Source organism: Pseudomonas sp. KH_040 (assembly GCF_057839305.1).
Map to the genome: position 1 here is coordinate 1,367,534 of NZ_CM174487.1, position 25,202 is coordinate 1,392,735.

The 25,202-nt window shown below is 59.7% G+C and carries 33 protein-coding genes; 25 read left to right on the forward strand and 8 right to left on the reverse strand.

The features are described 5' to 3' along the window. The first annotated feature begins 2 nt into the window (after positions 1 to 2). The 20 genes from AC3IUF_RS05995 (at position 3) to recX (ending at position 14,714) form a co-directional block, all read left to right on the forward strand. Entirely contained in the window at positions 3 to 1,049 is a 1,047-nt protein-coding gene (locus tag AC3IUF_RS05995) for a phage baseplate assembly protein (protein ID WP_095112476.1), read from the forward strand. Between the two features lie 114 nt (positions 1,050 to 1,163). Then, positions 1,164 to 1,673, forward strand: a complete 510-nt coding sequence (locus AC3IUF_RS06000) for a phage baseplate assembly protein V (protein WP_007908773.1) — start codon at positions 1,164 to 1,166, stop codon at positions 1,671 to 1,673. Next, positions 1,673 to 2,071, forward strand: coding sequence for a phage GP46 family protein (locus tag AC3IUF_RS06005; protein ID WP_054047083.1), 399 nt, complete (start codon positions 1,673 to 1,675; stop codon positions 2,069 to 2,071). Before AC3IUF_RS06000 ends, AC3IUF_RS06005 begins: the two co-directional genes overlap by 1 nt. Then, the gene (locus AC3IUF_RS06010) at positions 2,061 to 3,107 is read left to right on the forward strand and encodes a baseplate J/gp47 family protein (protein WP_489280630.1); all 1,047 of its coding nucleotides are present in this window, start codon (positions 2,061 to 2,063) and stop codon (positions 3,105 to 3,107) included. The genes AC3IUF_RS06005 and AC3IUF_RS06010 overlap by 11 nt, the downstream gene beginning before the upstream one ends. Beyond that, positions 3,095 to 3,694, forward strand: coding sequence for a YmfQ family protein (locus AC3IUF_RS06015; protein WP_095112473.1), 600 nt, complete (start codon positions 3,095 to 3,097; stop codon positions 3,692 to 3,694). Before AC3IUF_RS06010 ends, AC3IUF_RS06015 begins: the two co-directional genes overlap by 13 nt. Before the next feature lie 13 nt (positions 3,695 to 3,707). Continuing rightward, a complete protein-coding gene (locus AC3IUF_RS06020) occupies positions 3,708 to 4,865 on the forward strand; it encodes a phage tail protein (protein ID WP_095112472.1) in 1,158 nt (385 codons plus the stop codon). Next, complete coding sequence (locus AC3IUF_RS06025; RefSeq protein ID WP_095112471.1) at positions 4,862 to 5,377, forward strand: phage tail protein; 516 nt, start codon at positions 4,862 to 4,864, stop codon at positions 5,375 to 5,377. The genes AC3IUF_RS06020 and AC3IUF_RS06025 overlap by 4 nt, the downstream gene beginning before the upstream one ends. 139 nt (positions 5,378 to 5,516) lie before the next feature. Further along, on the forward strand, positions 5,517 to 6,614 hold the full coding sequence (locus AC3IUF_RS06030) for a hypothetical protein (protein WP_007908764.1): 1,098 nt from the start codon (positions 5,517 to 5,519) through the stop codon (positions 6,612 to 6,614). A 7-nt stretch (positions 6,615 to 6,621) separates the two neighbouring features. Next, the gene (locus AC3IUF_RS06035; RefSeq protein ID WP_489280633.1) at positions 6,622 to 7,188 is read left to right on the forward strand and encodes a tail fiber assembly protein; all 567 of its coding nucleotides are present in this window, start codon (positions 6,622 to 6,624) and stop codon (positions 7,186 to 7,188) included. 22 nt (positions 7,189 to 7,210) lie between these two features. Beyond that, complete coding sequence (locus AC3IUF_RS06040) at positions 7,211 to 8,134, forward strand: glycine-rich domain-containing protein (protein ID WP_007908760.1); 924 nt, start codon at positions 7,211 to 7,213, stop codon at positions 8,132 to 8,134. Next, complete coding sequence (locus AC3IUF_RS06045) at positions 8,134 to 8,601, forward strand: phage tail assembly chaperone (protein ID WP_489280635.1); 468 nt, start codon at positions 8,134 to 8,136, stop codon at positions 8,599 to 8,601. The genes AC3IUF_RS06040 and AC3IUF_RS06045 overlap by 1 nt, the downstream gene beginning before the upstream one ends. Positions 8,602 to 8,640: 39 nt before the next feature. After that, positions 8,641 to 9,561 carry a gp53-like domain-containing protein gene (locus AC3IUF_RS06050; RefSeq protein ID WP_489280636.1) on the forward strand — a complete coding sequence of 307 codons (921 nt, stop codon included), beginning with the start codon at positions 8,641 to 8,643 and terminating at the stop codon, positions 9,559 to 9,561. 2 nt (positions 9,562 to 9,563) lie between these two features. After that, positions 9,564 to 10,004: a phage tail assembly chaperone gene (locus tag AC3IUF_RS06055; protein ID WP_489280638.1), complete on the forward strand. Its 441-nt coding sequence runs from the start codon at positions 9,564 to 9,566 to the stop codon at positions 10,002 to 10,004. Between the two features lie 9 nt (positions 10,005 to 10,013). Beyond that, on the forward strand, positions 10,014 to 11,174 hold the full coding sequence (locus tag AC3IUF_RS06060) for a glycine-rich domain-containing protein (RefSeq protein ID WP_414894642.1): 1,161 nt from the start codon (positions 10,014 to 10,016) through the stop codon (positions 11,172 to 11,174). Then, positions 11,174 to 11,428: a hypothetical protein gene (locus tag AC3IUF_RS06065; RefSeq protein WP_489280640.1), complete on the forward strand. Its 255-nt coding sequence runs from the start codon at positions 11,174 to 11,176 to the stop codon at positions 11,426 to 11,428. The genes AC3IUF_RS06060 and AC3IUF_RS06065 overlap by 1 nt, the downstream gene beginning before the upstream one ends. Before the next feature lie 36 nt (positions 11,429 to 11,464). After that, positions 11,465 to 12,031 carry a glycoside hydrolase family 19 protein gene (locus AC3IUF_RS06070; RefSeq protein ID WP_007908750.1) on the forward strand — a complete coding sequence of 189 codons (567 nt, stop codon included), beginning with the start codon at positions 11,465 to 11,467 and terminating at the stop codon, positions 12,029 to 12,031. Then, positions 12,010 to 12,528 carry a lysis system i-spanin subunit Rz gene (locus tag AC3IUF_RS06075; RefSeq protein WP_007908749.1) on the forward strand — a complete coding sequence of 173 codons (519 nt, stop codon included), beginning with the start codon at positions 12,010 to 12,012 and terminating at the stop codon, positions 12,526 to 12,528. Before AC3IUF_RS06070 ends, AC3IUF_RS06075 begins: the two co-directional genes overlap by 22 nt. Before the next feature lie 67 nt (positions 12,529 to 12,595). Then, on the forward strand, positions 12,596 to 13,096 hold the full coding sequence (locus AC3IUF_RS06080; protein ID WP_123374623.1) for a CinA family protein: 501 nt from the start codon (positions 12,596 to 12,598) through the stop codon (positions 13,094 to 13,096). An 83-nt stretch (positions 13,097 to 13,179) separates the two neighbouring features. After that, on the forward strand, positions 13,180 to 14,235 hold the full coding sequence (recA, locus tag AC3IUF_RS06085) for a recombinase RecA (protein WP_007908746.1): 1,056 nt from the start codon (positions 13,180 to 13,182) through the stop codon (positions 14,233 to 14,235). 8 nt (positions 14,236 to 14,243) lie between these two features. Then, complete coding sequence (gene recX / locus AC3IUF_RS06090; protein ID WP_007908744.1) at positions 14,244 to 14,714, forward strand: recombination regulator RecX; 471 nt, start codon at positions 14,244 to 14,246, stop codon at positions 14,712 to 14,714. A gap of 55 nt (positions 14,715 to 14,769) precedes the next feature. On the opposite strand, the gene AC3IUF_RS06095 is transcribed toward recX, so the two are convergent. After that, on the reverse strand, positions 14,770 to 15,888 hold the full coding sequence (locus AC3IUF_RS06095) for an LOG family protein (protein WP_489280643.1): 1,119 nt from the start codon (positions 15,886 to 15,888) through the stop codon (positions 14,770 to 14,772). A gap of 351 nt (positions 15,889 to 16,239) precedes the next feature. Here AC3IUF_RS06095 and AC3IUF_RS06100 point away from each other — a divergent pair, with 351 nt between their 5' ends. Beyond that, on the forward strand, positions 16,240 to 16,434 hold the full coding sequence (locus tag AC3IUF_RS06100; protein ID WP_007908740.1) for a hypothetical protein: 195 nt from the start codon (positions 16,240 to 16,242) through the stop codon (positions 16,432 to 16,434). Here AC3IUF_RS06100 and AC3IUF_RS06105 read toward each other — a convergent pair whose 3' ends face one another. Then, positions 16,435 to 16,860: a PA3611 family quorum-sensing-regulated virulence factor gene (locus AC3IUF_RS06105; protein ID WP_007908738.1), complete on the reverse strand. Its 426-nt coding sequence runs from the start codon at positions 16,858 to 16,860 to the stop codon at positions 16,435 to 16,437. Between the two features lie 186 nt (positions 16,861 to 17,046). Between AC3IUF_RS06105 and AC3IUF_RS06110 the strand changes: the two genes are divergently transcribed. The 3 genes from AC3IUF_RS06110 to AC3IUF_RS06120 all read left to right on the forward strand — a co-directional run bounded on the left by AC3IUF_RS06110 (position 17,047) and on the right by AC3IUF_RS06120 (position 19,107). Beyond that, positions 17,047 to 17,796 (forward strand): tRNA-uridine aminocarboxypropyltransferase, encoded by a 750-nt coding sequence (locus tag AC3IUF_RS06110; protein ID WP_007908736.1) that lies wholly within the window; start codon positions 17,047 to 17,049, stop codon positions 17,794 to 17,796. 223 nt (positions 17,797 to 18,019) lie between these two features. Then, positions 18,020 to 18,670, forward strand: a complete 651-nt coding sequence (erdR, locus tag AC3IUF_RS06115) for a response regulator transcription factor ErdR (protein ID WP_007908734.1) — start codon at positions 18,020 to 18,022, stop codon at positions 18,668 to 18,670. A gap of 74 nt (positions 18,671 to 18,744) precedes the next feature. After that, positions 18,745 to 19,107 carry a diacylglycerol kinase gene (locus tag AC3IUF_RS06120; RefSeq protein ID WP_003222276.1) on the forward strand — a complete coding sequence of 121 codons (363 nt, stop codon included), beginning with the start codon at positions 18,745 to 18,747 and terminating at the stop codon, positions 19,105 to 19,107. Here the strand turns inward: AC3IUF_RS06120 and AC3IUF_RS06125 are convergent. Then, complete coding sequence (locus AC3IUF_RS06125; protein ID WP_007908725.1) at positions 19,104 to 20,030, reverse strand: LysR family transcriptional regulator; 927 nt, start codon at positions 20,028 to 20,030, stop codon at positions 19,104 to 19,106. The two genes, AC3IUF_RS06120 and AC3IUF_RS06125, sit on opposite strands and share 4 nt — an antisense overlap. A 133-nt stretch (positions 20,031 to 20,163) precedes the next feature. Between AC3IUF_RS06125 and fpr the strand changes: the two genes are divergently transcribed. Further along, the gene (fpr, locus tag AC3IUF_RS06130) at positions 20,164 to 20,943 is read left to right on the forward strand and encodes a ferredoxin-NADP reductase (protein WP_007908723.1); all 780 of its coding nucleotides are present in this window, start codon (positions 20,164 to 20,166) and stop codon (positions 20,941 to 20,943) included. A gap of 164 nt (positions 20,944 to 21,107) precedes the next feature. Here the strand turns inward: fpr and tsaA are convergent, their stop codons facing one another. The 5 genes from tsaA to AC3IUF_RS06155 all read right to left on the reverse strand — a co-directional run bounded on the left by tsaA (position 21,108) and on the right by AC3IUF_RS06155 (position 24,809). Then, positions 21,108 to 21,815, reverse strand: a complete 708-nt coding sequence (gene tsaA, locus AC3IUF_RS06135; RefSeq protein WP_095112453.1) for a tRNA (N6-threonylcarbamoyladenosine(37)-N6)-methyltransferase TrmO — start codon at positions 21,813 to 21,815, stop codon at positions 21,108 to 21,110. A gap of 177 nt (positions 21,816 to 21,992) precedes the next feature. Next, positions 21,993 to 22,763 carry an SDR family oxidoreductase gene (locus AC3IUF_RS06140; RefSeq protein ID WP_123374626.1) on the reverse strand — a complete coding sequence of 257 codons (771 nt, stop codon included), beginning with the start codon at positions 22,761 to 22,763 and terminating at the stop codon, positions 21,993 to 21,995. A 129-nt stretch (positions 22,764 to 22,892) separates the two neighbouring features. Further along, a complete protein-coding gene (locus tag AC3IUF_RS06145; protein WP_007908719.1) occupies positions 22,893 to 23,363 on the reverse strand; it encodes a YehS family protein in 471 nt (156 codons plus the stop codon). A 72-nt stretch (positions 23,364 to 23,435) separates the two neighbouring features. Continuing rightward, on the reverse strand, positions 23,436 to 24,146 hold the full coding sequence (locus tag AC3IUF_RS06150; protein ID WP_077571376.1) for an rRNA pseudouridine synthase: 711 nt from the start codon (positions 24,144 to 24,146) through the stop codon (positions 23,436 to 23,438). 189 nt (positions 24,147 to 24,335) lie between these two features. Then, a complete protein-coding gene (locus tag AC3IUF_RS06155) occupies positions 24,336 to 24,809 on the reverse strand; it encodes a GNAT family N-acetyltransferase (RefSeq protein WP_007908717.1) in 474 nt (157 codons plus the stop codon). Positions 24,810 to 25,202 lie beyond the last annotated feature (393 nt).

Consider the following 25,202-nt stretch of genomic DNA (forward strand, 5'->3'; position numbering starts at 1 on the left):
CCATGAGCGAGATGGATAACCGCGTCACGTTGACCGTCAACAACATGGAATACGGCGGCTGGAAAAGCGTGGAAATCACCGCTGATCTGGAGCGCCAGTTCCGCACTTTCAAACTTGACATCACCTGGCAGTGGCCGGGGCAGACGGTGGACCAGCGGATCAAGCCGGGTGACCCCTGCGAAGTGAAAATCGGCCAGGACCTGGTGCTCACCGGTTATGTGTTCAAGGCGCCGATCCGCTATGACGGACGCCAGATCAGCCTGACCATCGAGGGCAGTTCCAAGACCCAGGATTTGGTCGATTGCGCCGCCAGGAACACGCCGAACCAGTGGCAGGAACAACCGCTGCTGAGCATCGTTCAGGCGCTGGCGATGGAGTACGGGCTGATGGTGGTCAATGAAATCCCCGAGACCGCGCGGCTGACCAAACACACGATCGTGCCGGGTGAAACGGTGTTTCAGTCGATCGACCGTTTGCTCTCGCTGCTGCGGGTGTTTTCCACCGATGACGAGCAGGGCCGGCTGGTGCTGGCCAAGCCGGGCAGCGGTGGGCGGGCCAGTGATGCGCTGGAGCTGGGCAAGAATATTTTGTCCGCCAGCGCGTCGATGGATTACAGCCAGGTGTTCTCCGAATACCGGGTGATCGGCCAGCAAAAAGGTTCGGACAAGAAGAGCGGGGCGGCAGTCAGCGAGGTTGAATCCAGCGCGACCGATCTGAGCTTCAAACGTCGACGCACCACGATCATCAACGAGGGCACCGCGCTGACGTTCGAACTGGCCCAGCAACGCGCCCAGTGGGAAAGCGCCACCCGTATGGGGCGGGCGCAGACCACCACGTATCAGGTGCAGGGCTGGCGCCAGGCCAACGGTGATCTTTGGCGGCACAACACGCTGGTCAAAGTCACGGATCCGGTGCTTGGGTTTGATGGCGACATGCTGATTTCCAAGGTCACTTATTCGCTGTCGGCGCAAGGCTCGGTGACCACGCTGCAAATGGCCCCTCCGCACACCTTCGATGCCAATCCCAGCCCTCCTAAAACAACCTCATAGGCCCGGAAAAGATCGCAGCCTTCGGCAGCTCCTACAGGTGTACGCCGATCTTATGTAGGAGCTGCCGAAGGCTGCGATCTTTTGACCTCGGCCCGTTTCTTACAGGAACCAAGCATGAGCCTACTGACACGCCTGCTGGCGCGCGGCACTGTCGTGCTCGCCAATTCGGCATCCAAGCTGCAATCGCTGCAAATGCGCCTCACCGCCGGTGAAGTGAACGACGACATGGAACATTTCGAACCCTACGGCTTCACCAGCCATCCGCTGGCCGGCGCCGAGGGCGTCGTCACCTTCATCGGCGGTGACCGATCCCATGCCATCGCCCTGGTCATCGCCGACCGCCGCTATCGCTTGCAAGCGCTGGCCGCTGGTGAAGTGGCGATCTACACCGACGAGGGCGACAAGATTCATTTCAAGCGCGGGCGGATCATCGATATCGAAACCGCCACGCTGAACATCCGCGCCAGCAGCGCGGTGAACTTCGATACGCCAGTGATCAATCAGACCGGCAAGATCGTCTCCAGCGGCGATCAGCTCGCCGGTGGCATCAGCCAGATCAACCACGTGCATGTCGGCGTACAGGCCGGCAACGGCCAGACCGGCGCGCCGGCAGGAGGCAAGTGATGCTGATCAGCCAAAACCTCCACGCCGCGCTGACCCGCGCCGTGCTCATCAGCCTGTTCACCTGGCGCCGCGCCGCCGATGACGACGCCCTTGACGACGAAGAGCGTTTCGGCTGGTGGGGCGACACGTTTCCCACCGTTGCCGACGACCGCATCGGCTCGCGGCTGTGGCTGTTGCGCCGGGTCAAGCTGACCCGACAAACGCAGATGGACGCCGAGTTCTATGCCCGCGAAGCCTTGCAATGGCTGATCGACGACGGCCACTGCAGCGCCATCGACATCATCAGCGAACGCCTCGACGCCCAGCGCCTGAACCTGCGCACGGTCCTGACCCTGGCTGACGGCGAACGTCTGGACATCAACCCCGATAACAGTTGGCAGGTGATCTATGCCGTTTGAAACCCCTTCGCTGCCGGTGCTGATCAAGCGCACCCAAAGCGACCTGGCCGGCGATTCGCTGCGCCAGTCCGATGCGCAAGTGCTGGCCCGCACCCTCGGTGGCGCGGCTTATGGTTTGTACGGTTATCTCGACTGGATTGCCGAGCAGATCCTGCCGGACAAGGCCGATGAATCGACCCTGGAGCGCATCGCCGCACTGCGTCTGAATCAACCGCGCAAACCCGCGCAAGTCGCCAGCGGCAGCGTCAGTTTTACCGCCACTGCCGGTGCAGTGCTGGACGTCGACACGTTGCTGCAATCGAACGACGGTCGCACCTACAAAGTCACCGCCGCGCGCACCACGGTCAATGGCAGCAACACCACTACCATCGCCGCGCTGGATGCCGGCAGCCTCGGTAATGCCGACGCCGGTCTGGCGTTGACACCGGTGCAGCCGATTGCCGGGGTGGTCGGCACCAGTTTTGTCGTGCTGGCGCCGGGGCTCAGCGGCGGCGTGGCACGGGAAAGTCTGGAGTCGCTGCGCTCGCGGGTGATTCGTTCCTACCGCGTCATTCCCCATGGCGGCTCGGCCAGTGATTACGAGACCTGGGCGCTGGAAGTGCCGGGCGTAACGCGCGCCTGGTGTCGTGGTGGCTTGCTCGGGCCAGGCACGGTGACGGTGTTCATCATGCGTGATGAAGACCCGCAACCGGTGCCCAACGATGAGCAATTGGCGGAGGTTCAGGCGTACATCGAACCGCTGCGTCCGGTGACTGCGGAAGTGCACGTACAGCGGCCGATTCAAGTGCCGGTGGTGTATCGCTTCAAGAGCGTCAATCCGGACACCACCGCTGTGCGCGCCGCCGTTGAAGCGCAGTTGCGCGACCTGCACAACCGCGAGGCCGACCTGGGTGTGCCGCTGCTGATCAGCCATATCCGCGAAGCCATCAGCAGCGCCGGTGGTGAGTACGATCACACCCTGACCGCGCCGGCCGCTGACGTGCCTGCCGGGCAAAGCGAACTGCTCACCTTCGGAGGTTGCGTATGGGGGGCATAAGAACCGCCGCGCAATATCAGGCGCAACTGCGCGCCTTGCTGCCCAGTGGCCCGGCGTGGGACCCGGAGCGTGTGCCGGAACTCGAAGAAGTGCTGCAAGGCGTCGCCGTCGAACTGGCCCGCCTCGATGCCCGCGCCGCTGACCTGCTCAACGAGATGGACCCGGCCGGCGTCAGCGAACTGGTGCCGGACTGGGAGCGGGTGATGAACCTGCCCGACCCGTGCCTGGGCGCCACGCCGCTGTTCGACGACCGCCGCCTCGCCGTACGCCGGCGCTTGCTCGCGGTCGGCAGCCAGGCTGTCGGTTACTACCTCGACATCGCCAAAAGCCAGGGCTACCCCAACGCGACCATCACCGAACTCGAAGCCCCACGCATGGGCCGCTCGCGTTTTGGCTCGGCGCATTGGGGCACGTGGGAAGCGCAGTTCATGTGGACGCTCAACACCGGCGGCCGCTTGCTGCTCGGCCGGCGTTACGGCGCGAGCTACTGGGGCGAGCGTTTTGGCGTCAACCCGGGCTCGGCGCTGGAATGCCTGATCCACCGCAGCGCCCCGGCGCACACCAAGGTGCACATCAATTATGACTAGGGAGGCATGAGCCATGGATTATCCGAACAGTGTTCCCAGCGCCGGCTTGGTGAACGGGAAGTTTGTCGATGAGAACCCGATGACCGGAACCCCGGGATCGCTGATTCCGGCGGATTGGGGTAACGGGGTTACGCAGGAAATTCTCAATGTGATCAATGCGGCCGGGCTGACGCCGGACGAGAAGAAATACGATCAGCTGTTGCAGGCGATTCAATCGGTGACGGCCAAGGGCTGGAATCAGGATCTGGCGTTGCCACTGGTGGCGTTGCCGCTACCAACGGTAGCCACTGCCGATGGCCGGCTAACGGTCAGCCCGGCAGCTGCCGCTACCAGCGGTGGCAAGGTTTCGATCGCGGCGGGTACGTTTATCAGCCTGGGGCAGGAAGTGGTGAATGGCCAGTTGGGCCGCTCGCGCACTTTTGTGACATCGGCCTGGAGCAGCGTGGATCTGTTGCCCAGCAGCCATTACTTTCTGCGCGCGCAAGTTTCCGGTGGTGCGCTGACGTTCTACGTGCAGCGTGGCAACATTCATGACGTGACGCCCGAGTCGTTGAAAGGAACGGTAAACGGTGCCGCCGGTGGTGGGTTCCAGTCAACGGCACTGGACATGTGCCTGGCCTGGGTCGTGACCGGCGCACCGGGTTCGGTGCCGACGGTGCGAACGATTTACAACCGTGCCCGCTTGACCTGGACCCAGACCGTCAACGGGACCGGCGCGATTTTCCTGCCGCTGGATCCGCACGCACGTTCTGCCCGATTGGTTGCCGGCAATCCAACGCCGTCCTCGACGGCAGTGACGTCGGTCGCCTTTCCGTCAACGGGATGGGCGGGCGGTAACTATTGCTTCCTTTCGCCCATTATTGCAGGAAGTTCCAACAACCCCGGGGGCTGGAACCCGGCAACGGTTTCCCCTTGTGTGTTGTTTACCAACAACATCGTTAACGACGTGACGGTTTCAACGCTGGCCGCCAGTTTCGACCATGCCAATCTGCGCTCGTTGTGGCAGTGCTATCAGGCAGAACACAACCTTGGTCAGTCGAACGCCGACAGTGATGAGCTGTTACTCAGCATGGGCATCAAGAGCCACCCTGTCACCGACTACAGCGTCGGGATTGCGATCAACTTTGCAGACGCCGTGAACGTCCAACTGTCGTGGGAGCTTATTCGATGATCGTGATTCAGGAACTTCATCAGTTCGACGGCGAAATGCGCCTTCCTCAACCTTCTGCCGCCCATGACTGGGACGGTGAGAAGTGGGTCGTGAACGGCGATAAGCAGGCTGTGCTGAACGAGCAGGAAACTGAACGTCTGTGTACCAAAGTCGACGCCACCGCCGACAACATCCGCACCGCGCTGGCCGGCGACCCCCTCAAAGCCTTGGAGTACGCCCAGGCCGCCGCTGACGCGCAGGCTTATCAGGACGCCGGTTACCCGAAAAAGGAAGTGCCGCTGTCAGTCGCCGCGTGGGTTGTCAAAGGGCGCACGGCTAAACAGGCCGCCGAGCAGATTCTGAGCAAGGCCGATCAACTGACCGACCATCTGCTGGCGCTGCGTACGCTGCGCCTGAAAGCCAAAGCGCAAATTCGCGCACAGGCCGCCAAGGGCAACATGGATCTGGCGCGCAGCGCGGGTGAGGAAGCTTTGGTCGCCATTCGCGAGCTGGCCAGCGGCCTTTCCAACTAAGCCGAAAAGCCTCCGTTCAGCGTCACCCAAGCCCACTTCAATGTGGGCTTTTTATTTTCAGAAAACAGACCGCGGGCAGGCACCTAAAAGGCGCCGTGTCGACGCCGGTCATTTGTCATTTCAAAGGAACGAACAACCTATGGATTACCCAAAAAGCGTCCCCAGCGTCGGCTTGGTTGATGGCCGCTTCGTTGATGAAAACCCAGTGGCGGGTACGCCGGGATCGTTGATTCCGGCGGTGTGGGGCAACAGTGTCACTCAGGAAATTCTGAGTGTGATCAGCGGCGGTGGGTTGGTGGCCTCCGAGGCGGATACCAGCCAGCTATTCAAGGCGATTCAGTCGATTGTCAGTAATGCCAGTCCGATGCGCTCGGTGATTACCCGGCTTGCAGCTTCCAAGTCACTGACTGAGCAGGAACTCGGACTTGTTTTGATCGATGGCAGTCCCGCCCCCGTGACCCTGACTTTACCTCCGGCGGATGTTTCTCTGGGTGTACGCGATGTGATTCTTCGTCGTGTCGACAACAGCGGCAATCGCCTCGTTGTTCAAGCATCCGGCACCGACAGGATTCGCTTTCACACCTACTTGTCGGCCAGCGGTTATCCGTTTCTGGTGTTGATGGGGGGAGGTGACTGGTGGCATCTGCGCAGTGACGGAGCCGGGAGCTGGTGGCCGATAGGACGCTTCGACAATACCGCCTTGGGACGCCCGTTTTTGGAGACCACCACAACGCTTAACCCGGGAGGTTATGGCGTTCCCAACGGTGATCTGTTCAAGCGCGCCGAATGGCCGTGGCTGTGGGATTTTGCTCAGGCGTCCGGGGCACTGACGACCGAAGCGGCCCGAGCGGGCAGAGAAGGTGGCTGGACCAGTGGCGATGGCGCTTCGAACTTTCGAATTCCCGAGATTCGGGGTGAGTTTTTGCGGGTGCTGAGTGAGAGCAGAAGCGTTGATGCTGGACGTGTAATAGGCAGTCTCCAAATGCACGCCTTGCAAAGCCACAACCATTATCTGCCGACGGGAACCGGGGCGACATTCAAGCCTGCTCCAGCGATTCCGGATACCGCCTGGGACGTTACCACCAACGTCAATTTTTTACCGACTTCAGCAACGGTGGCAACGACCTATCCCAACCCAGCATTCGACAATGATGCCTACATCGGCAATATCGGCAATTTCGCTGGCGAAACCCGACCGCGAAACATCGCCTATCCCGCGCGAATCAAATTTATCTGAGGTGCACATGTTCAATTATTTGATAGATGACAGCGGTGCATTGACCGGGCCTGTCGAGTTTCCGCTGGTGCCCGGGATCGGTCTGCAACTGCCAAGCAATGCTGTGACGCTGAGCATCGAACTCTCCCCTGCGCCTGAGGGGTTTGCCTGGGCCTATAACAAGGGTTCGTTGCAACAGCAGATCGATTGTCGTGGGGATGTCTATCGCACTGACACAGGCATTCGGGAAACCTGGAGCGCGCTTGGCGAATTGCCGGAGGGCTTCACCCGGTTGCCTTTTCCGGGTGGCTTTCACGTCTGGTTGGGCAACGCCTGGCAGGTCGATGAGGCCGCGCAACTGGCGGATCGCAAACGCATCGTCCTCGTTCAACGCGACGCGTTGCTTCGCGATGCGGTGCTGCGCATCGCGCCCCTGCAATACGCCGAAGACATCGGCGATGCCAGCCATGACGAACAACTGCTGCTGATCGAATGGAAGCTCTACAGCGTCGAGCTGAACCGCATCGAAAAACAGGCCGGTTTCCCCGATGAAATTACCTGGCCGGTCGCACCCGGCACATCCTTAGCCAACTGAATTCAGCACAGGGAGCAGTGCAATGGATTATCCAAAAAGTATTCCCGGGGTGGGGCTGGTCAACGGCGGCTTTGTCGATGAAAACCCGCTCGCCGGAACACCGGGATCGTTGATTCCCGCTGCGTGGGGCAACAGCGTCACGCAAGAAATTCTCAACGCGATCAAGGCGGCCGGGGTGACGCCTGATGAAGCCAAAACCGACCAATTGGCGACGGCCATCGGAGCCATGGTCGATTTCACCAAATTGAGAAACACCCCGACGACTTTGAGTGGCTACGGCATCATCGATGCGGTGGGACGACTGCTGGCGGTCCGGCAGATCGAGACGGTCGGGATCACAGTTTACAAGCCCAATCCCAAGGCCAAACGCATTCGTGTGAGGTTGGTGGGGGCGGGTGGCTCGGGAGGCGGGTGTGAGCCTGTGCCGGCAGGTAACCAAATTCTTGGTGGCGGTGGTGGCTCCGGTGCTTACGCGGAAAGCCTGTATGACGTCACCGCACAAATGCTCGCTGGCGTACCCGTTTCGCTGGGCGCCGGTGGTGCAATCAGCAACTCCACAGGCATGGCGGGCGGTGGCGCTTCTTTCGGCGCCTACATGAGCGTTTCGGGGGGAGGTGGTGGGCAAAAACTTGCGATCGTGACTTCGGCTACATCGTCTGGATTCATTCAGGGCGGAGTGGGCGGGACGATCACCGGGGGCAATCTTTGCAGCGCCCGTGGCATCACCGGAGGATTCGGGATGAGTAACGCCAATTGGGGACTGCTCTCGGGTTGTGGGGCTGCGAGTCCGTTCGACGGCGGGGCTTCTTTCACCGGCTCTAATACGGTTGGCAATGCTGGAAGCCGTGGCTCTGGTGGCAGCGGTTCATGCTCGGTCAACCCTTCGGCTTCAGTCGTCAGCGGTGCTGGCGGCAACGCCTTCTGTGAAATCTGGGAGTACGAGTAATGGCCCGTTATGCACGAGTGGAAAACGGTGTTGCGGTCGAACTGATCGATACGGGCGGCTACTCGATTACCCAACTGTTTGCCCCCGCTTTCATCGAGACGATGGTGCAGGTGCCGGAGGGCAAGCAGATCGAGATCGGCGCGCCCGTTGGCGAACTGCGCCAAGAGATTGCGCCGTTGCCGATAGTCGACAATCCGGTCGTTTCCACCGAAGCCATCGTCGAAGAACAGGAACCTTTGGCAGCAGCGCGCACTTGGCGTCAGTCCAGCCTGTCGGCCACAGAGTGGTGGGTGACGCGGCATCGCGACGAGCAGGCGCTGGGGCGTGGGACGACGCTCAAGGCCGCGCAGTATCTGGAGTTGCTGGAATACCGTCAGGCACTGCGCGACTGGCCTGATTCAAGCCAGTTTCCTTCGATAGTTTCCCGGCCTTCGGTCCCCGCGTGGTTAGCCGCACCCATTGGCTGAGACCCGCGCCAAAAATTTTTCAGATTAAGGAGATAAGCCTTGGACTATCCCAAGAGTGTGCCCAGTGTCGGGCTGGTCAATGGCCAGTTTGTCGACGAGGACCCGGTTACCGGAAAACCCGGTTCGCTGATCCCGGCGACGTGGGGCAACAGCGTCACGCAAGAAATTCTCAACGTCATTCAGGCGGCGGGCATGACGCCGAACGAGGTGTCGAATAATCAGTTGTTGGCGGCGTTGCGCAGCCCGGCATTGTTCATGACCGCGCCGCAGTTTGATGTTGGGCGCTCGGCAGCAACGTCCGAGTTTGTGCAACGGGCGCTGGGCAGTTATGCCAGTACTCGCAGTATATCCACCGCCACCCAATTGACTCAGGCAGATGTCGGCTGCTCGATCGGTCTGGGCGGCAACGCGGCGTACACCGTTACGCTGCCGGATGCCGCTGCGGTGCCGAACGGCGTCACGATCAGCCTGCATTGCCGTAACAGTGCGCCCGTCACGGTGGCCAGTAAAACCGGCACGCAAATCAGTCCGCAAGGGGCGTATCTGGCGTGGATCGTTTTGAACAATGGTGAGAGTGCGAACTTTGTCAGAGAGTCTGGAGTGTGGGTGGTTTATGGCACTGCCAGCCTCAAATATTCCTCCTCGTACGCTGCGCAATTCGAGACGGCGGGTTATCAAAAGCTCCCCAGTGGCCTGATCGTCCAGTGGGTGTTGGGATCTTCGGATGCAAACGGTGAGATGAGGGTAACGTTGCCTATCAGGTTTCCTAACGTCGTGTTGGGGGGTATCGCCAATGAAGGTAACCCGTTCGGCTGGTCTACCGCGAATACCAGCGTTTGGGGGTTCGATTTGGGAAATTCGACTACTACGGTGGCTTTTGCGCGGGTCAGGAGCATTGATAGCAATGGTGTAAAAGTGTCGCCGGGAATTTCGGGTCGAGTATTGGTTTGGGGGAGATAACCATGGCTATTTACTTTTTTGCTCAGACGCTTGGATTCGATCATATCGAAGAAGCCGGCGCGGACTTACCTGAAGGTGCAGTAGAAATCACCAAGGCGCAATACGCCGAACTGTTCGCCGGGCAGGCAAGCGGCAAAGTCATCAGCGCCAGTGCCAGTGGTCAGCCCGTTTTGATCGACCCCGTCATTTCTCCTGCAACGCTTGCCAGCCACGAGCGCGCATGGCGCAACCACGTTCTGCAGAACACCCAGTGGCTGGTGTTTCGTGATGCCGAAGAACTGGAAGTGGGCGAGGGCACGACTTTGCGCTCCGAGGAATTCAAACAACTATTGGCGTATCGGCAGGCACTGCGCGATTGGCCGAATGATCCGGACTTTCCGAGTTTACCTTCCCGACCAGTTGAGCCTGACTGGCTGGAAGGCTTGCTTCGGACAGGCAGTTGAGGAACTAACGTGGACTATCCAAAAAGCGTTCCCAGCGTCGGGCTGGTGAATGGCAAATTCGTCAATGAAGACGTCGTCGCGGGATTGCCCGGATCGTTGATCCCTGCGACCTGGGGCAACAGCGTTACCGATGAATTGTTGAACGTCGTCAAATCCGCCGGCCTTGAGCCGAGCGAAGCCGATGCAACCCAGTTGTTGCAAGCGATGAAAAAGCTCAGTCAGGCAGGTGAAGACAAACATGCCACTGACATCGGCGCGGCCAATCTCTACATGGCCAATTATGTGCCTGCCGTCACCGCACTGAAGGACGGATTGGCGCTGCGCTTTACTGCCGGTAATGCCAATACCGGGGCGAGTACGTTTGCACCGAACGGGTTGATGCCCCGGCCGCTATTGAGCCTTGGGCTGAGTGCGTTGCGGCCAGCGGAGATTGTCGGCAGCAGTGTGTGTTCGGTGGTGTATAGCGCGGCGCTGGACAGTTGGGTGCTGGTGTATGCGAGCGGTGGTAGTGCTGCGAGCGGCCGGTTGTTGGGGGTAAAGACGTTTACCGTATCCGGCAACTATGTGCCGTCAGTGGGAATGAAGAACGTATTGGTCACCATCGTCGGCGGAGGTGGTGGCAGCTCGGGAATCGGTGCGACGAACTCTACCCAGGTTTCCCTTACAGGCGGTGGCGCTTCCGGTAGCTACGCACAAGCCTGGTTATCATCTGCCGCGATCGGGCAGAGCCAAATCATTACGGTTGGGGCGGGCGGCGCGGCGGGTGCTGTTGGCGTAGGCGGGGGAAGTGGTGGAACAAGTTCGCTTGGCTCACTGGCTTCGGCCACCGGTGGTGGAGGTTCTCCCTGGAGTTCCCCGCTCACGCTTCCTGGATTCGGCTTGTATGTGGGTGGTTTTCCCAGCCAAGCCTCAACTGGAGGCAACATTATCAATTCGGCGGGTGCGGCCGGTAACCCAGGGATGTGCCTCACCGGATCAACACTTGCCGGGCATGGCGCAAACTCGCCTCTTGGCAGTGGTGGTTATGCGAGCAGTGTCGCATTGAGTGTGGCTGCGCCCGGTTCAGGTTATGGCTCAGGCGCGGGCGGGATTGCTAACGCCACCAACCAGCCGGGCAGACCGGGTGCAGCAGGCGCCCCCGGTGTTGTGATCATCTACGAGTACGCCTGATGAAAACCTACGCACGCATCTTCAACAGCTCCGTGGTCGAGCTGTTCTCCACCGATGGCAATATGGCCGAGATGTTTCATCCGGATCTGCTCTGGGTCGACATCACTGAAATCACTCCGGTACCGCAAATCGACTGGACCGCCCACTTCGGTACCCTCGGTTGGGTGTTCGACGTGCCCGAAGAACTTGCACCGGACAGCACGCTGAAAACTCTGGCAAAAAAATGGCTGACGGGCATTGGCCGCCAACCATGATTCAATCGGGGCAATATCCAGGGAGGATCAAGCATTATGCAAATAACTGAAAGCAACCTTATCGACATCATGCCGAACGCCCGCTCCCAAGCGGGCGTTTTTGTTTCTGCACTCAACAGCGCGATGGCGCGCCGTCATATCGACTCGCCCAAACGCGTCGCGGCGTTCCTCGCGCAGGTCGGGCACGAGTCCGGGCAACTGCGCTATGTGCGGGAGTTGGGCAACAACCAATACCTGAGCAAATACGACACCGGCACTTTGGCTTTACGTCTGGGCAATACTCCGGAGGCCGATGGCGACGGGCAGAAGTATCGTGGTCGCGGACTGATCCAGATCACTGGTCGCAGCAACTATCGCCAGTGCAGCGTTGGCCTGTTCGGTGATGAACGTCTGTTGTCCCTGCCCGAACTGCTCGAACAGCCACAATGGGCTGCCGAGTCCGCGGCATGGTTCTGGGAGCAGAACGGCTTGAATGAACTGGCCGATCGCGATCAGTTCAACACCATCACCCGGCGAATCAACGGCGGGTTGAACGGCTTGCAGGATCGCCTGGAAATCTGGGCGCGGGCGAGGGCAGTGCTATGCCAATCCCCTGGCGAGTGATCGGCATCTTATTGCTGGCCGCTGGTGCTTTTGCTGCGGCCTGGCAGTTTCAGGGGTGGCGCTACGAACGGCAATTGGCCGAGCAGGCCCGGTTAAACGCCGAAACCCTCAATCAACTGACGCAGACCGCCGCCGCCGCGCAGCAGGCCGAGCAGGATAAACGTCTGGCGCTGGAGCAACGGCTCGCGGCCAGTGAACAAACCCATTACCGAGCGCTGAGCGATGCCCAACGTGATCAGGATCGCCTGCGCGATCGTCTTGCCACTGCTGATGTGCGCCTGTCAGTCCTTCTCGACGCCAGCGACGCTGCCCCAGGCTGCAACGTGCCAGCCACCGCCGGCGCCGGCAACGTGGATCATGCAACCGTACGCGCCCGACTTGACCCGGCGCATGCTCAACGAATTATCGCCATCACCGACACCGGCGACCGTGGACTGATCGCCTTGCAGGCGTGTCAGGCGTATGTCAGAGCGCTCGCGCCCGAACATTTTGAATGAGTCTGTGTATTGAAAGCGCAACCGGCTCGTGTACGGTGGAGGCATTCCACACGATCCGGAGCACGCCGTGAAAGAGATCACTCAACTGGCCGCCGACCTTGGCCGACGTCTGCAACTGCTCAATGCCCACGTCACCACCGCTGAGTCCTGTACCGGTGGCGGGATCGCCGAAGCCATCACGCGGATTCCGGGCAGTTCGGCGTGGTTCGAGGCGGGCTACGTCACGTATTCCAATCGACAGAAAACCCAGCAATTGAATGTGCCGGGTGAATTGTTCGAGTCGGTGGGTGCGGTCAGTCGCGAGGTCGTTGAGGCGATGGTGCGTGGTGCCCAGGACAAAAGCCTGGCGCGATTTGCCGTAGCCGTCAGTGGTGTGGCCGGGCCGGACGGTGGTTCACCGAACAAACCGGTGGGCACTGTGTGGCTGGCCTGGGGTGTTGGCGAAACGGTCACCAGTGAGGTTCAGCACTTCCCCGGCAACCGCGATGAAGTCCGCCGACAAACGGTGAAGGCCGCGCTAGAGGGGCTCCTGCGACTAGCGGCACGAGAAATCGAAAATCAGGGGTAGGCGATCCGCGAACGCTGTGGAATAATACTGGCTACTTATACAGGTGTTGGCCGTCAGGCCTTATTGATTACGTGAGGACTTTAATGGACGACAACAAGAAGAAAGCCTTGGCTGCGGCCCTGGGTCAGATCGAACGTCAATTCGGCAAGGGTGCCGTGATGCGTATGGGCGATCAAGACCGTCAGGCGATCCCGGCTATCTCGACTGGCTCTCTGGGTCTGGACATCGCGCTCGGCATTGGCGGCCTGCCAAAAGGCCGTATCGTTGAAATCTACGGTCCTGAATCCTCCGGTAAAACCACACTGACCTTGTCCGTGATCGCCCAGGCTCAAAAAGCCGGCGCGACCTGCGCATTCGTCGACGCCGAACACGCCCTCGACCCTGAGTACGCCGGCAAGCTGGGCGTCAACGTCGACGACCTGCTGGTGTCGCAGCCGGACACCGGCGAACAGGCGCTGGAAATCACCGACATGCTGGTGCGCTCCAACGCTGTTGACGTGATCATCGTCGACTCCGTGGCTGCACTGGTACCGAAGGCCGAAATCGAAGGTGAAATGGGTGACATGCACGTGGGCCTGCAAGCCCGTCTGATGTCCCAGGCGCTGCGTAAAATCACCGGTAACATCAAGAACGCCAACTGCCTGGTGATCTTCATCAACCAGATTCGTATGAAGATCGGCGTGATGTTCGGTAGCCCGGAAACCACCACCGGTGGTAACGCGCTGAAGTTCTATGCTTCGGTCCGTCTCGACATCCGCCGTACCGGCGCGGTGAAGGAAGGCGACGAAGTGGTCGGCAGCGAAACCCGCGTCAAGGTTGTGAAGAACAAGGTCGCTTCGCCGTTCCGTCAGGCCGAGTTCCAGATTCTTTACGGCAAAGGCATCTACCTCAACGGCGAGATGATCGACTTGGGCGTGCTCCACGGTTTCGTCGAGAAGTCCGGCGCCTGGTATGCCTATGAAGGCACCAAGATCGGTCAGGGCAAGGCCAACTCGGCCAAGTTCCTGGCAGACAACCCGGAAATCGCTGCGAAGCTCGAGAAGCAACTGCGTGACAAACTGCTGACGCCTGCAGTGATCGATTCCAAGGCTTCTGCAGTCAAAGAGACTGAAGACGACCTGGCCGACGCTGATATCTGATTGCAGCGATGACCACCGCCGTACTCGATACCCTCGTCGCTGTGCGGCGAACCGCCATGGACCTGCTCGCACGCCGCGAGCACGGTCGAGTCGAGCTGACGCGCAAACTGCGTCAGCGCGGCGCTGAAGCGGAGATGATCGAAACAGCCCTCGACCGTTTGACGGAAGAGGGGCTGCTTTCCGAAGCCCGTTACCTTGAAAGCTTTGTTTCCTACCGCGCCCGCTCCGGCTATGGCCCGCTGCGGATTCGTGAGGAACTGAGCCAGCGCGGTTTGCAGCGCGCCGATATCGAACTCGCCCTGCGCGAAAGCGGTATCAGTTGGCAGGAGCAACTGCAGGAAACGTGGCAACGCAAGTTCTCCGGACATTTGCCGATTGATGCGAAAGAGCGGGCCAAGCAAGGCCGGTTTCTGGCGTATCGGGGGTTCTCGATGGAGATGATCAACCGCTTGTTCAGCGGTCGCGGCATGGACGATTAAACCGCTTCAATAAAAACGGCCCGCTATGAAAATAGCGGGCCGTTTTTTTTTGCCTTCAAATTGCCTTTGACGGCTCGCGGCTGCGTTGCGCTGTTTGCGGTTTTGAATCGGCCCAGTTTTCCGGCAGATTGATGTAATCGATCAACTCCCTCAGACGCCCATGCGTTCGGGCATTGAAAGCGAAGGCCAGTCGTGCCAGATGGCTGAACTGCGCTTCATCGTGTTCCTCGCCGGCGTAGGCGTGTTGATGAAACTGGTCACTCAGGCAAAGATCGGCGAATGCTTCCTGCATGTGCGCCAACGCCTGATCGCTGAGCTTGTGATTCATACGAATCACGAATTGGCGCTTGAGCCAGCGGCTGGAGTGGAAGTTACTGTAGAACTGGGCGATCTGTTCCACCGCTTCCTCAACGGTGTAAACCAGACGCATCAGTCTCATATCGGTCGGCAGGATGTAATGGTTTTCCTCCAGTTGCTGGCGAATGAAGTCCATCGCGCCTTGCCAGAATGTGCCGCCCGGCGCATCCAGCAGCACCACCGGCACCAATGGACTTTTCCCGGTCTGGATCAATGTCAGCACTTCCAGCGCTTCATCCAGCGTGCCGAAACCGCCCGGGCACAAGACCAGCGCGTCGGCTTCTTTGACGAAAAACAGTTTGCGCGTGAAGAAGAAGTGAAACGGCAACAGATTGCCGGTGCCGTCCACCGTAGGATTGGCATGCTGCTCGAAGGGCAGGGTGATGTTGAAGCCGAGACTGTGATCGCGGCCGGCACCTTCATGCGCGGCAGCCATGATGCCGCCCCCGGCGCCAGTGATGACCATCATCCCCGAGCGGGTCAACGCCGCGCCGAGTTCACGGGCCATCGCATACAGCGGATGCTCGACCGGCGTGCGCGCCGAACCGAATACCGTGACTTTGCGTCGGCCTTTGAACTGCTCCAGGACCCGAAACGCCTGCTCCAGTTCGCGCAGGGCTTGCAAGGTAATCTTGGCATTCCAGCGGTTATGGTCTTCCTGGGCCATGCGCAGCACGGTCAGGATCATGTCGCGGTAGATGGGGATATTCGGGCTGTTGGGTGAAACACGGTTGAGTTGTTCTTCGACCTTACTGATGAGGTCGGGACCGCTTTCCTGAAAATGACGGCTCAAGAGGTCATTCGGTTGGTAAGGCATTCAACGTCTCCTTCTGCACAGAGCGGATGGCCCTGACGAGCGGCGTCAGTGCCGCGCTGCAAAAAACACACGATCGGCAGTTCCTTGTCTGCCGTTGAAAAATGATCGGGAATACTCTGAATCTAGACCCTCGCGCGCATTTGCGCTGACTTGATCATTGCGCCGTAAAGTTTTGGCTGGCAATCGTTTGTTGATTTTCCGCGCGTTGCTTCACCGCTCGTCCGAACGTGCACCGAATGGCAAACCCTCTGATTAACTAACGTACAGGCGCCTTACGACAGCTTTAGGTCAATAACCGTACGCAAGGTGCACGCGATTCAAGGATTTGCGGGTGGCAAGGAGGCGGGACACATGGCCAGAGTGATTCTGGAGATCGATACGCAGTTGTATCGGATGTTGAAGGCATCAGCCGAGACCAATCAACTCAGTCTCGAAGAGGAGTGCTGCCGGCGGTTGGCGGGTGGCGAGCGTCGTTCGCACTATTTACAGGCTTTGCTGGCTGAACTGCGCGCCGAGGATGAACAGCGGCGCGCCAATTCGCGATAGTTACTTCTTCTTCGCCGGGGCGGCTTTCGGGCAATCCGATTCCTGATAGCTGGCGGAGCCGATCGCTTTGTTGGTTTTCACTTCCGTGAAGTCGTAACGCATGATCGCGCCCTTGGCCATCAGCTTGCGGTACGACGGGTTGTTGCATACCGAGGCGCCCAACTGGAAATACACGGCTTTAGGGTCAGCGCGCATTTTGTCGGCGTGGCTCTTCTGTACGCTCAGGTGGTTGATCAACTGAGTGCCTTCAACGGTGTAGCCCTGATCAAGAATGTCTTCATTGATTGCCCGAGGCGTGCCGACGCTGCTCTGGGCGGCGACGTTGCGCAGCTCTCGGTTCAGATTCTGCTCACTCAGGGATGCAGCCTGAGCGGTGAAGGACGACGCCAGCAGAATGGCAGCGGTAGGAACGATAAGGCGCAGCATGAAACTCTCCTGATTCAGTGACTGGTGGTTCGACCAGCCCTGTGGCTGTGCGTTCAGTGGCGCCGGATTATAGGGGAGCCGGTCGGGACGGTACAGGTTTGCACTCGCCGCTCTGGTAAACTGCCGGCCTTTATAGCCTTGCCGAGTGCTGTGCGTGTCGAGTTTTCCTGCCGTAAGGCGTTGCCCGTGACCCATCATGCCCCCAACGCCGTAGCCCGCTTGCGCGATCAGCGCGAGGACGAGGGCATCAAGCCGATTCAGGCCCGTGGCTTTCGCTCCGAGCGTTGCCGCGACTGCCGGGTGATCATCAGCCATTGTTTGTGCGCCTGGCGTCCGAGTGTCGAAACCCGATCGGGCGTGTGCCTGATCATGACCGGCAAGGAAGTGTTCAAACCGAGCAACACCGGTTGGCTGATAGCCGACGTGGTGCGCGATAACCATGCGTTTATCTGGTCGCGTACCGAGCCTGATCCGCAGATGCTGGCGCTGCTCAATGATCCGCAATGGCAACCGTATCTGGTGTTTCCCGGCGAATACGTGGAGCCGTCGCGAGTGACCAATACTGTCGCGATCGATAGCAGCAAGCGCCCGTTGTTCATTCTGCTGGATGCGACCTGGACCGAAGCGCGGAAGATTTTCCGCAAGAGCCCGTATTTTGATCGCTTGCCGATTCTCAGTCTGCTGCCCGACAAACTCTCGCGTTACCGCTTGCGCCGTTCGACCCGCAGTGAGCACCTGTGCACCGCCGAAGTCGCGGCATTGTGCCTGGAACTGGCTGGTGACAGCGACGCCGCCTCTGCGCTGGACGCCTATTTTGACGTGTTCAGCCAGCATTATCTGGGCGCCAAACAGCAACTGGACATGAATGAGTCAACGCCGGCTCACGCCGAGTTGTTGCCCTATATACGAAAGCCGCAGCCGGAGTTGGCCCAATAGTGGCCCATACTGTACAAGCCAGCGGCCGTGCTGCTTGACCACCCCGTCTTCGCTGGGCATGCTTGGCGCCGATTGGGGTGCGGCCAAGGTTTGAAACGCCGTGTTTGCTGTTGATTGGCGTTGAACGTGCCCCTGTAGATACCGCTTTCAAGCGGCATCTTGAGTTGCTTTGGCCAGACCGGAATGCACCGGGTCTGCCATCAAAAACAGGATCATTTGAAAAATGGCCACATACGACATCCTGATTGCCGATGACCACCCTCTGTTTCGTAGCGCCCTGCATCAAGCGGTGACGCTGGGCCTTGGCCCGGACGTCCGGCTGGTAGAAGTGGCGAGCATCGCCGAGCTGGAATCTCGCCTGACCGAAAAGGCTGACTGGGATCTGGTCCTGCTGGACCTGAACATGCCCGGCGCTTTCGGGTTTTCCGGTTTGGTCATGCTGCGCGGGCAGTACCCGCAGATTCCGGTGGTGATGGTTTCGGCGCAGGAAGAAGCGTCGGTGATGGTCAAATCCCGTGAGTTCGGCGCCAGTGGTTTTATCCCCAAGTCCAGCGACCTCAGCGTGATTCAGGAGGCCGTGCGCAAAGTGCTCGATGGCGATGTTTTCTGGCCGCCGCAGGCGTTCGAGGCAGTCGCCGTTTCCGATGAAGCCAAAGCCGCCAGCGATGGTCTCGCCAGCCTGACCCCGCAGCAGTTCCGCGTCTTGACCATGGTCTGCGAAGGCCTGCTGAACAAGCAGATTGCCTATGAGCTGAGTGTGTCGGAAGCGACCATCAAGGCCCACGTCACGGCGATCTTTCGCAAGCTGAATGTGCGCACTCGTACGCAAGCGGCTTTACTGCTGCAACAACTTGAGTCAATTCCGAGCCAATAATGGCTGGCGTCTTCACGCTTTTTTGACTTTTGTTGCTCTAGCTTTCCCACTCCTTTTTGGTTGGTTTCTACGTTATGTCACCTTTCAAGGGCCAGACCGGCCTGAAACGCATCCTCAACGCCTCCGGTTACTCGCTGGACGGCCTGCGCGCAGCCTTCACCGGTGAAGCAGCCTTTCGCCAATTGGTACTGCTCAATGTGGTGCTGATTCCGCTGACGTTCTTCCTCAATGTCAGCCGCGTTGAGCAGGCACTGTTGATTGCCGTGTGCCTGCTGGCGCTGATCGTCGAGTTGCTGAATTCGGCTGTGGAAGCGGCCATCGACCGCATTTCGCTGGAGCTGCACCCGCTGTCGAAGAACGCCAAGGACATGGGCAGCGCCGCACAATTCGTCGCACTGAGCATGATTGCGCTGGTGTGGGCAGTGATTCTGCTTTAAGCGATTGTCGGCAAAACGATCTCGTCGCTGCGCTGCACCCCGGCGGTGAAAGCGCGGCACAGCTCGAGAAATTCGCGCATGGCCGAAGTCTGGTATTTCTGCTTGTGCCAGATGAAGTAAAACTGTCGGGCCAGATCCAGGTCCGGCGTCTCCACCGGCACCAAGCTGCCGCGTCGGAACGCGTCACGCAGCGCCAGCCGCGAGATGCAGCCAATCCCCAGTCCTGATTCCACCGCGCGTTTGATCGCTTCGGTGTGTTCCAGCTCCAGACGAATATTCAGCGCACTGCGATGGTGACGCATGGCCTGATCGAAGGTCAGCCGCGTGCCGGAACCCTGTTCGCGCAGAATCCATGCCTCGTGCGTCAGCTCCTCCATGGTCGCCGTACCGCGTTGGGCCAGTGGATGCTGCGGCGCGCAGAACACCACCAGCTCATCTTCAACCCAGCTCTGCACTTCGATATCCGGGTGGCTGCAATCGCCTTCGATTAGACCCAGATCAATTTCGTAATGGGCGACTTGCTGCACGATATTGGCAGTGTTCTGCACGTGCAGCTTCACCTGACTTTCTGGATGGCGTTGCATGAAACTGCCGATCAGCAGCGTCGCCAGGTAATTGCCGATGGTCAGCGTTGCGCCCACCGACAGCGAGCCGAAACCGGATTTACCGTTGAGCAGGTCTTCGATTTCCTTGGCCTGATCGAGCAGCGCCACCGCTTGTGGCAACAGCTGTTTGCCGAGGGCGTTGAGGCTCAGCCGTTTGCCGGCGCGGTCGAACAGCTGGCAGCTGGATTGGCGCTCGAGCTCGGTGATCGAGGTGCTCGCGGCCGACTGCGAGAGGTTGAGCAGACCCGCAGCACGGGATACGCTTTCCTGCTGGGCGACGGCGACGAAGACTTGCAGTTGACGGAGAGTAAATCGCATATCGATATAACCGATAACCCTTATCTTAATAATCCAGTTAACAGATATTGTCGTCGCTATTAGAATGCGATGCAATTGCGCACCGTCGCCTTCAAAAGCCAGCGCAGACCCAATCTCCAGGAGTCAAACGTACATGAGCAACATGAACCACGAGCGTGTCCTCAGTGTTCATCACTGGAACGACACTCTGTTCAGCTTCAAGTGCACCCGCGATCCGGGTCTGCGCTTCGAGAACGGTCAGTTCGTGATGATCGGCCTGCAACAGCCCAACGGCCGCCCGCTTATGCGCGCTTACTCGATCGCCAGTCCGAACTGGGAAGAGCATCTGGAGTTCTTCAGCATCAAGGTGCAGGACGGCCCGCTGACTTCGCAACTGCAGCACTTGAAGGAAGGCGACGAGATCATCATCTCGAAGAAGCCTACCGGCACCCTGGTGCTGGACGACCTGAACCCGGGCAAGCACCTGTATCTGCTGAGCACCGGCACTGGCCTGGCGCCGTTCATGAGCGTCATTCAGGACCCGGAAACCTACGAGCGCTTTGAAAAAGTGATCCTGGTCCACGGCGTGCGTTACGTCAACGAAGTCGCCTACCGCGAATTCATCACCGAGCACCTGCCGCAGAACGAGTTCTTCGGCGAAGCGCTGCGTGACAAGCTGATCTACTACCCGACCGTGACCCGCGAGCCTTTCGAGAATCAGGGCCGTCTGACCGACCTGATGCGCAGCGGCAAGCTGTTCAGCGACATCGGCCTGCCTCCGATCAACCCGCAGGACGACCGCGCGATGATCTGCGGCAGCCCGAGCATGCTCGACGAGACCAGCGAAGTGCTCGACAGCTTCGGCCTGAAGATCTCGGCGCGGATGCGCGAGCCGGGTGATTACCTGATCGAGCGTGCGTTCGTCGAGAAGTAATCCCCACTGAAAAAGCCCCCATTGCCTTTGCAGGCAATGGGGGCTTTTTTATGCCCGAACATTTCCCTGTAGGAGCTGCCGCAGGCTGCGATCTTTTGATCTTGCTTTTGAAGAGCAAAATCAAAAGATCGCAGCCTGCGGCAGCTACTACATTGGGCGCGGTTTCAGACCATGGCGGGAATGACTTCCAGCACGCGTATCTGCTCCGGTGTCGGGTAATGCCAGCGCACGTCCAGATCCCAGAACTGTGCGCCATATTCACGCTCAGGCACCGGGGTTTGATAGGCCGGGCGCGGATCCTGCGCCAGGCACTGTTCAATCAGCTCAACCAAGGGTTCGCCAAGGCGCTGAGCGTGTGTGTGCGCCTGTTTCAGTGCTGAGTCCGTCCACTGCACGTCAATCAGTTGCGGTGCTGCACTGGCGATGCTGTTGGAAGCTTCGGGAATGATGTCGGCGTAAGGCACGTAGGGTTTGATGTCGAGAATCGGCGTGCCGTCGAGCAAGTCGATCCCGGAGATGAACAGCCGATGGGCTTCGACCTTGTCCAGTTTCACCACTGACTGACCGATGCCGTTCGGCCGGTGAGTCGCGCGGGTGGCGAACACGCCCATGGACTTGTTGCCGCCCAGGCGCGGTGGGCGGACTTTCAGGCGCGGTTTGTCTTCCAGTGCCTGATGAAACAGGAACAACAGCCACACATGGCTGACCTGTTCCAGGCCCTGCACGGCGTCACCCTGATCGAACGGCGCCACCAGTTCCAGCACGCCACGGGCGGCGGGGGCCAGTTGTGGCTGGCGTGGGATGGCGAATTTCTCCTTGAAGCAGGAGCGCACGAAGCCGATGGGGGAAACGCTGTAAGTCATGGTTTGCATTCGAAGCGGGGGCAGGGGTGGGCATGATAACCCGGCAGACCTCAAGTCTGGTGGTGGTCGAGCGGCCGCCATCGCTGGCAAGCCAGCTCCCACAGGTTTTGGTGCCTTACACAAATCGTGCGGACACTCGAGAACCCTGTGGGAGCTGGCTTGCCAGCGATGGTCGCGCTGCCGATCTCAGAGACTGAACCCGCCATCCAGCGGAATAATATTCCCGGTCATATAAGCCCCAGCCGTACTCGCCAGACTGATCGCCAGCGCCGCCATCTCTTCCTCCCGCCCCCAACGCTTCATCGGAATCAAAGCCGTATCCTCAGCCAGCGCCTTCTCATCATTACCAATATGCTGAGTCATCTTGCTCGGAAACCGCCCCGGTGCGATCACATTGACGTTGATGTGCTGGCTCACCAGCTCCCGCGCCAGAATCCGCGACAATTGATGCAGGGCGGCTTTACTCGGCCCGTAGGCATACGCCTGCTCACCAAACGAAGAAATCCCCGCCACCGAACCAATGTTGATAATCCGCGCCGGATTCGCCGCTGAGCCAGCCTTGCGCAACAGCGGCAGAAATTGCTGGATGCAACTGAACACCGACGTCACGTTGAGCTGCATGACCTTCTCCCAGCCCTTGACCGGATAGCTCTCCAGCGGCGCGCCCCAAGTAGTGCCGGCGTTGTTCACCAGAATATCCAGATGCGTGATCTGCTCACCCAGGCGCGCGGCCAGCTCCTGTACGCCTTCTTCCGTCGCCAGATTCGCGGCGATGCCATGACATTTGCCCAGGACACTGAGTTCTTCAGCCGTTTGATGGCAGGCTTCGGCATCGCGCGAGCAGACATAGACGCGGGCACCAGCCTCGACAAAGGCCTTGGCGATCATCTTGCCGATACCACGGGTGCCGCCGGTCACCAGAGCGGTGCGGCCTTGCAGGGAGAAATACGGGTGCATGGCGAGTCCTGAGGATTAGGGATCAGTACACCCTAGTCGTCAGCCGCACGAAGCGGAGCCATTATTTCTGGAGGGAATGAACAATCATGCGTTGCGGCGGCGACCATCAGTCGCCACCGCAGAAGGGGATCAGGCCGGGCGAACGCGCAGGGTCAGACCCTTGAGGAAGTTGCGCAGCAACTGGTCGCCGCACGGGCGATAGTTGGTGTGGCCAACCTTGCGGAACAGTGCGCTCAGCTCAGGCTTGGACACCGGGAACTCGGCAGCCTTGAGAATCGCGTGCATGTCGTCTTCTTTCAATTCGAAGGCCACGCGCAGTTTTTTCAGAATGATGTTGTTGGTCACTGGCACTTCGATCGGCTGCGGCGGACGGCTTTCGTCCTTGCCACGCTTGAAGATCACCAGACCGTCGAGGAAGTGCGCGATGACTTCGTCCGGGCAGCGCACGAAACCTTCTTCGTCTTCTTCTTTCTTGTCGAGCCAGGTCACCACGTCGGCGAGCGCGACTTCCATGCCGCCGAGTTTGATGATCTCGACAACCTTCTTGTCGCTGATGTCGAGCATGTAGCGCACGCTGCGCAATACGTCGTTATGAATCATGTGAGTCATCCTGATAAGCGTTGTGGGCAGCACGCGGGCGCGCTACCGGAATGTGTGGCGGCAGTGGAAGTCTTAGAACTTCTCTTTGCCGGACAGGTAGCGCCATTGGCCGACCGGAACCTTGCCGATCGAGACGCCGCCGATGCGGATGCGGCGGATGCCGATGACCTTCAGGCCGACCGCTTCGCAGAACTGGGCGATGATGCCGGGCTGCGGGTTTTTCATGGCGAAGCGCAGACGGTTTTCGTTCTGCCAGCTGGCCTTGACCGGCGGCAGCTCCTTGCCCTTGTGGGTCAGGCCGTGCTGCAAACGGTTGAGGCCGTGGGCGACCATGTCACCTTCGACTTCTACGATGTATTCCTGCTCGATCTTGGCGGCGTCGGCGGTGAGCTTGCGGAGGATTTTCCAGTCCTGAGTGAACACCAGCAGGCCGCTAGCCTTGGCTTGCAGGTCGGCGCTGGCGGTCAGGCGCAGGAAGTGCCCGCGCAACGGGCGCTTGCTGAATCGGTGTTCTTCGCTGAGGGTTTCGGCGCTCAGCGATTGCATGGCGGTTTCAACGTCCATGCCGGCAGGGGCGTTGAGCAGGATGGTCACCGGCTCCGGCGCAGTGGCCTTGGCGTCCTTGTCGAGCTCGACCTTCTGGTCGCCGACCTTGAATTGCGGCTCGTCAATCACTTCGCCGTCCACAGTGACCCAGCCGCCCTCAATGAACAGCTCGGCCTCCCGGCGGGAGCAACCGACCAGTTCGATGAGGCGTTTGGAGAGGCGAATCGGGTCAGTCATGACAGGGCCGTAACAAAAAAGGGGTGGGCATTGTACCTGTGTGGCGCCGGTTAAGTCCGGTTCCATTTTCACGGTGTCCGTATTCCCTGTGGGAGCTGGCTTGCCAGCGATGGCATCACCTCGGTGAATCTGTCAGACCGAGGCGTCTGCATCGCTGGCAAGCCAGCTCCCACAGGGGGCCATGGTGTGTCAGCCGTTACTGGAGCGCTGCTGGTTCTGACGCAACCGCATATGCAGCAACGGATACGGCTGGCCCATGCCATCCACCTCCGAGCGGCCGATCACTTCAAAACCCTGCTTGAAGTAGAAGCCCAATGCCTGTGGGTTCTGTTCGTTGACGTCGAGTTCATCAGCATTCAGGTGCTGCATCGCGTAGTTGAGCAGTTTCTTGCCCAAGCCCTGACCGCGATGATCGGGGTCGATGAACAGCATTTCGATCTTGCCCGCGGCAACACCGGCAAACCCGGTGATGCGCTGATTGGCGTCTTTGGTGCAGATCAGCATCACCGCATCCAGATAACGGGTGAGCACCAGGTTGCGCAGCAGCTCGATATAGCTGTCCGGGAGAAAATCATGGGTCGCGCGGACCGAGGCCTCCCAGACCTGGGTCAGTTCCTGGTAATCGCTGAGTTTCGGTGTGTGGATGACCGAATGGTGACGCATGCCCGTCTGCCTCTTGTCCGTTTCAAGGGAGTCCGTCCCCCGCTAAACGATAGCCGTAAAAAAGCCCCGCATCTCGTAAAAAGAGCGGGGCTTTCCGTATTTATTGCGGTGTCTGGCTGGCTATTTCTGTCGCCAGCAAGATCTCTCCCCCTCACCCCAACCCTCTCCCCCAGAGGGGGCGAGGGGGAAGGGAGCTGATCTTCGTGCTGTTCAGAACCTGAGTTCGACTCGATATTTCAAGTCGCCGTCATTCTGAAGAGCACCTCGATCAGTCCCCTCTCCCCCAGAGAGGGCGAGGGGGAAGGGAGCTGAACTTCGTGCTTTTCAAACCTGAGTTCGACCGGATAGCTCAGGTCGATGTACCTCGAAAGAACAACACGGTCAGCTCCCTCT

Bases quoted from the DNA above. Each gene is read 5' to 3' on its own strand.
- AC3IUF_RS05995 (WP_095112476.1), top strand. From the start codon at position 3: ATGAGCGAGATGGATAACCGCGTCACGTTGACCGTCAACAACATGGAA.
- AC3IUF_RS06000 (WP_007908773.1), top strand. From the start codon at position 1,164: ATGAGCCTACTGACACGCCTGCTGGCGCGCGGCACTGTCGTGCTCGCC.
- AC3IUF_RS06005 (WP_054047083.1), top strand. From the start codon at position 1,673: ATGCTGATCAGCCAAAACCTCCACGCCGCGCTGACCCGCGCCGTGCTC.
- AC3IUF_RS06010 (WP_489280630.1), top strand. From the start codon at position 2,061: ATGCCGTTTGAAACCCCTTCGCTGCCGGTGCTGATCAAGCGCACCCAA.
- AC3IUF_RS06015 (WP_095112473.1), top strand. From the start codon at position 3,095: ATGGGGGGCATAAGAACCGCCGCGCAATATCAGGCGCAACTGCGCGCC.
- AC3IUF_RS06020 (WP_095112472.1), top strand. From the start codon at position 3,708: ATGGATTATCCGAACAGTGTTCCCAGCGCCGGCTTGGTGAACGGGAAG.
- AC3IUF_RS06025 (WP_095112471.1), top strand. From the start codon at position 4,862: ATGATCGTGATTCAGGAACTTCATCAGTTCGACGGCGAAATGCGCCTT.
- AC3IUF_RS06030 (WP_007908764.1), top strand. From the start codon at position 5,517: ATGGATTACCCAAAAAGCGTCCCCAGCGTCGGCTTGGTTGATGGCCGC.
- AC3IUF_RS06035 (WP_489280633.1), top strand. From the start codon at position 6,622: ATGTTCAATTATTTGATAGATGACAGCGGTGCATTGACCGGGCCTGTC.
- AC3IUF_RS06040 (WP_007908760.1), top strand. From the start codon at position 7,211: ATGGATTATCCAAAAAGTATTCCCGGGGTGGGGCTGGTCAACGGCGGC.
- AC3IUF_RS06045 (WP_489280635.1), top strand. From the start codon at position 8,134: ATGGCCCGTTATGCACGAGTGGAAAACGGTGTTGCGGTCGAACTGATC.
- AC3IUF_RS06055 (WP_489280638.1), top strand. From the start codon at position 9,564: ATGGCTATTTACTTTTTTGCTCAGACGCTTGGATTCGATCATATCGAA.
- AC3IUF_RS06065 (WP_489280640.1), top strand. From the start codon at position 11,174: ATGAAAACCTACGCACGCATCTTCAACAGCTCCGTGGTCGAGCTGTTC.
- AC3IUF_RS06070 (WP_007908750.1), top strand. From the start codon at position 11,465: ATGCAAATAACTGAAAGCAACCTTATCGACATCATGCCGAACGCCCGC.
- AC3IUF_RS06075 (WP_007908749.1), top strand. From the start codon at position 12,010: ATGCCAATCCCCTGGCGAGTGATCGGCATCTTATTGCTGGCCGCTGGT.
- recA (WP_007908746.1), top strand. From the start codon at position 13,180: ATGGACGACAACAAGAAGAAAGCCTTGGCTGCGGCCCTGGGTCAGATC.
- recX (WP_007908744.1), top strand. From the start codon at position 14,244: ATGACCACCGCCGTACTCGATACCCTCGTCGCTGTGCGGCGAACCGCC.
- AC3IUF_RS06095 (WP_489280643.1), bottom strand. From the start codon at position 15,888: ATGCCTTACCAACCGAATGACCTCTTGAGCCGTCATTTTCAGGAAAGC.
- AC3IUF_RS06100 (WP_007908740.1), top strand. From the start codon at position 16,240: ATGGCCAGAGTGATTCTGGAGATCGATACGCAGTTGTATCGGATGTTG.
- AC3IUF_RS06105 (WP_007908738.1), bottom strand. From the start codon at position 16,860: ATGCTGCGCCTTATCGTTCCTACCGCTGCCATTCTGCTGGCGTCGTCC.
- erdR (WP_007908734.1), top strand. From the start codon at position 18,020: ATGGCCACATACGACATCCTGATTGCCGATGACCACCCTCTGTTTCGT.
- AC3IUF_RS06120 (WP_003222276.1), top strand. From the start codon at position 18,745: ATGTCACCTTTCAAGGGCCAGACCGGCCTGAAACGCATCCTCAACGCC.
- AC3IUF_RS06125 (WP_007908725.1), bottom strand. From the start codon at position 20,030: ATGCGATTTACTCTCCGTCAACTGCAAGTCTTCGTCGCCGTCGCCCAG.
- fpr (WP_007908723.1), top strand. From the start codon at position 20,164: ATGAGCAACATGAACCACGAGCGTGTCCTCAGTGTTCATCACTGGAAC.
- tsaA (WP_095112453.1), bottom strand. From the start codon at position 21,815: ATGCAAACCATGACTTACAGCGTTTCCCCCATCGGCTTCGTGCGCTCC.
- AC3IUF_RS06140 (WP_123374626.1), bottom strand. From the start codon at position 22,763: ATGCACCCGTATTTCTCCCTGCAAGGCCGCACCGCTCTGGTGACCGGC.
- AC3IUF_RS06145 (WP_007908719.1), bottom strand. From the start codon at position 23,363: ATGATTCATAACGACGTATTGCGCAGCGTGCGCTACATGCTCGACATC.
- AC3IUF_RS06150 (WP_077571376.1), bottom strand. From the start codon at position 24,146: ATGACTGACCCGATTCGCCTCTCCAAACGCCTCATCGAACTGGTCGGT.
- AC3IUF_RS06155 (WP_007908717.1), bottom strand. From the start codon at position 24,809: ATGCGTCACCATTCGGTCATCCACACACCGAAACTCAGCGATTACCAG.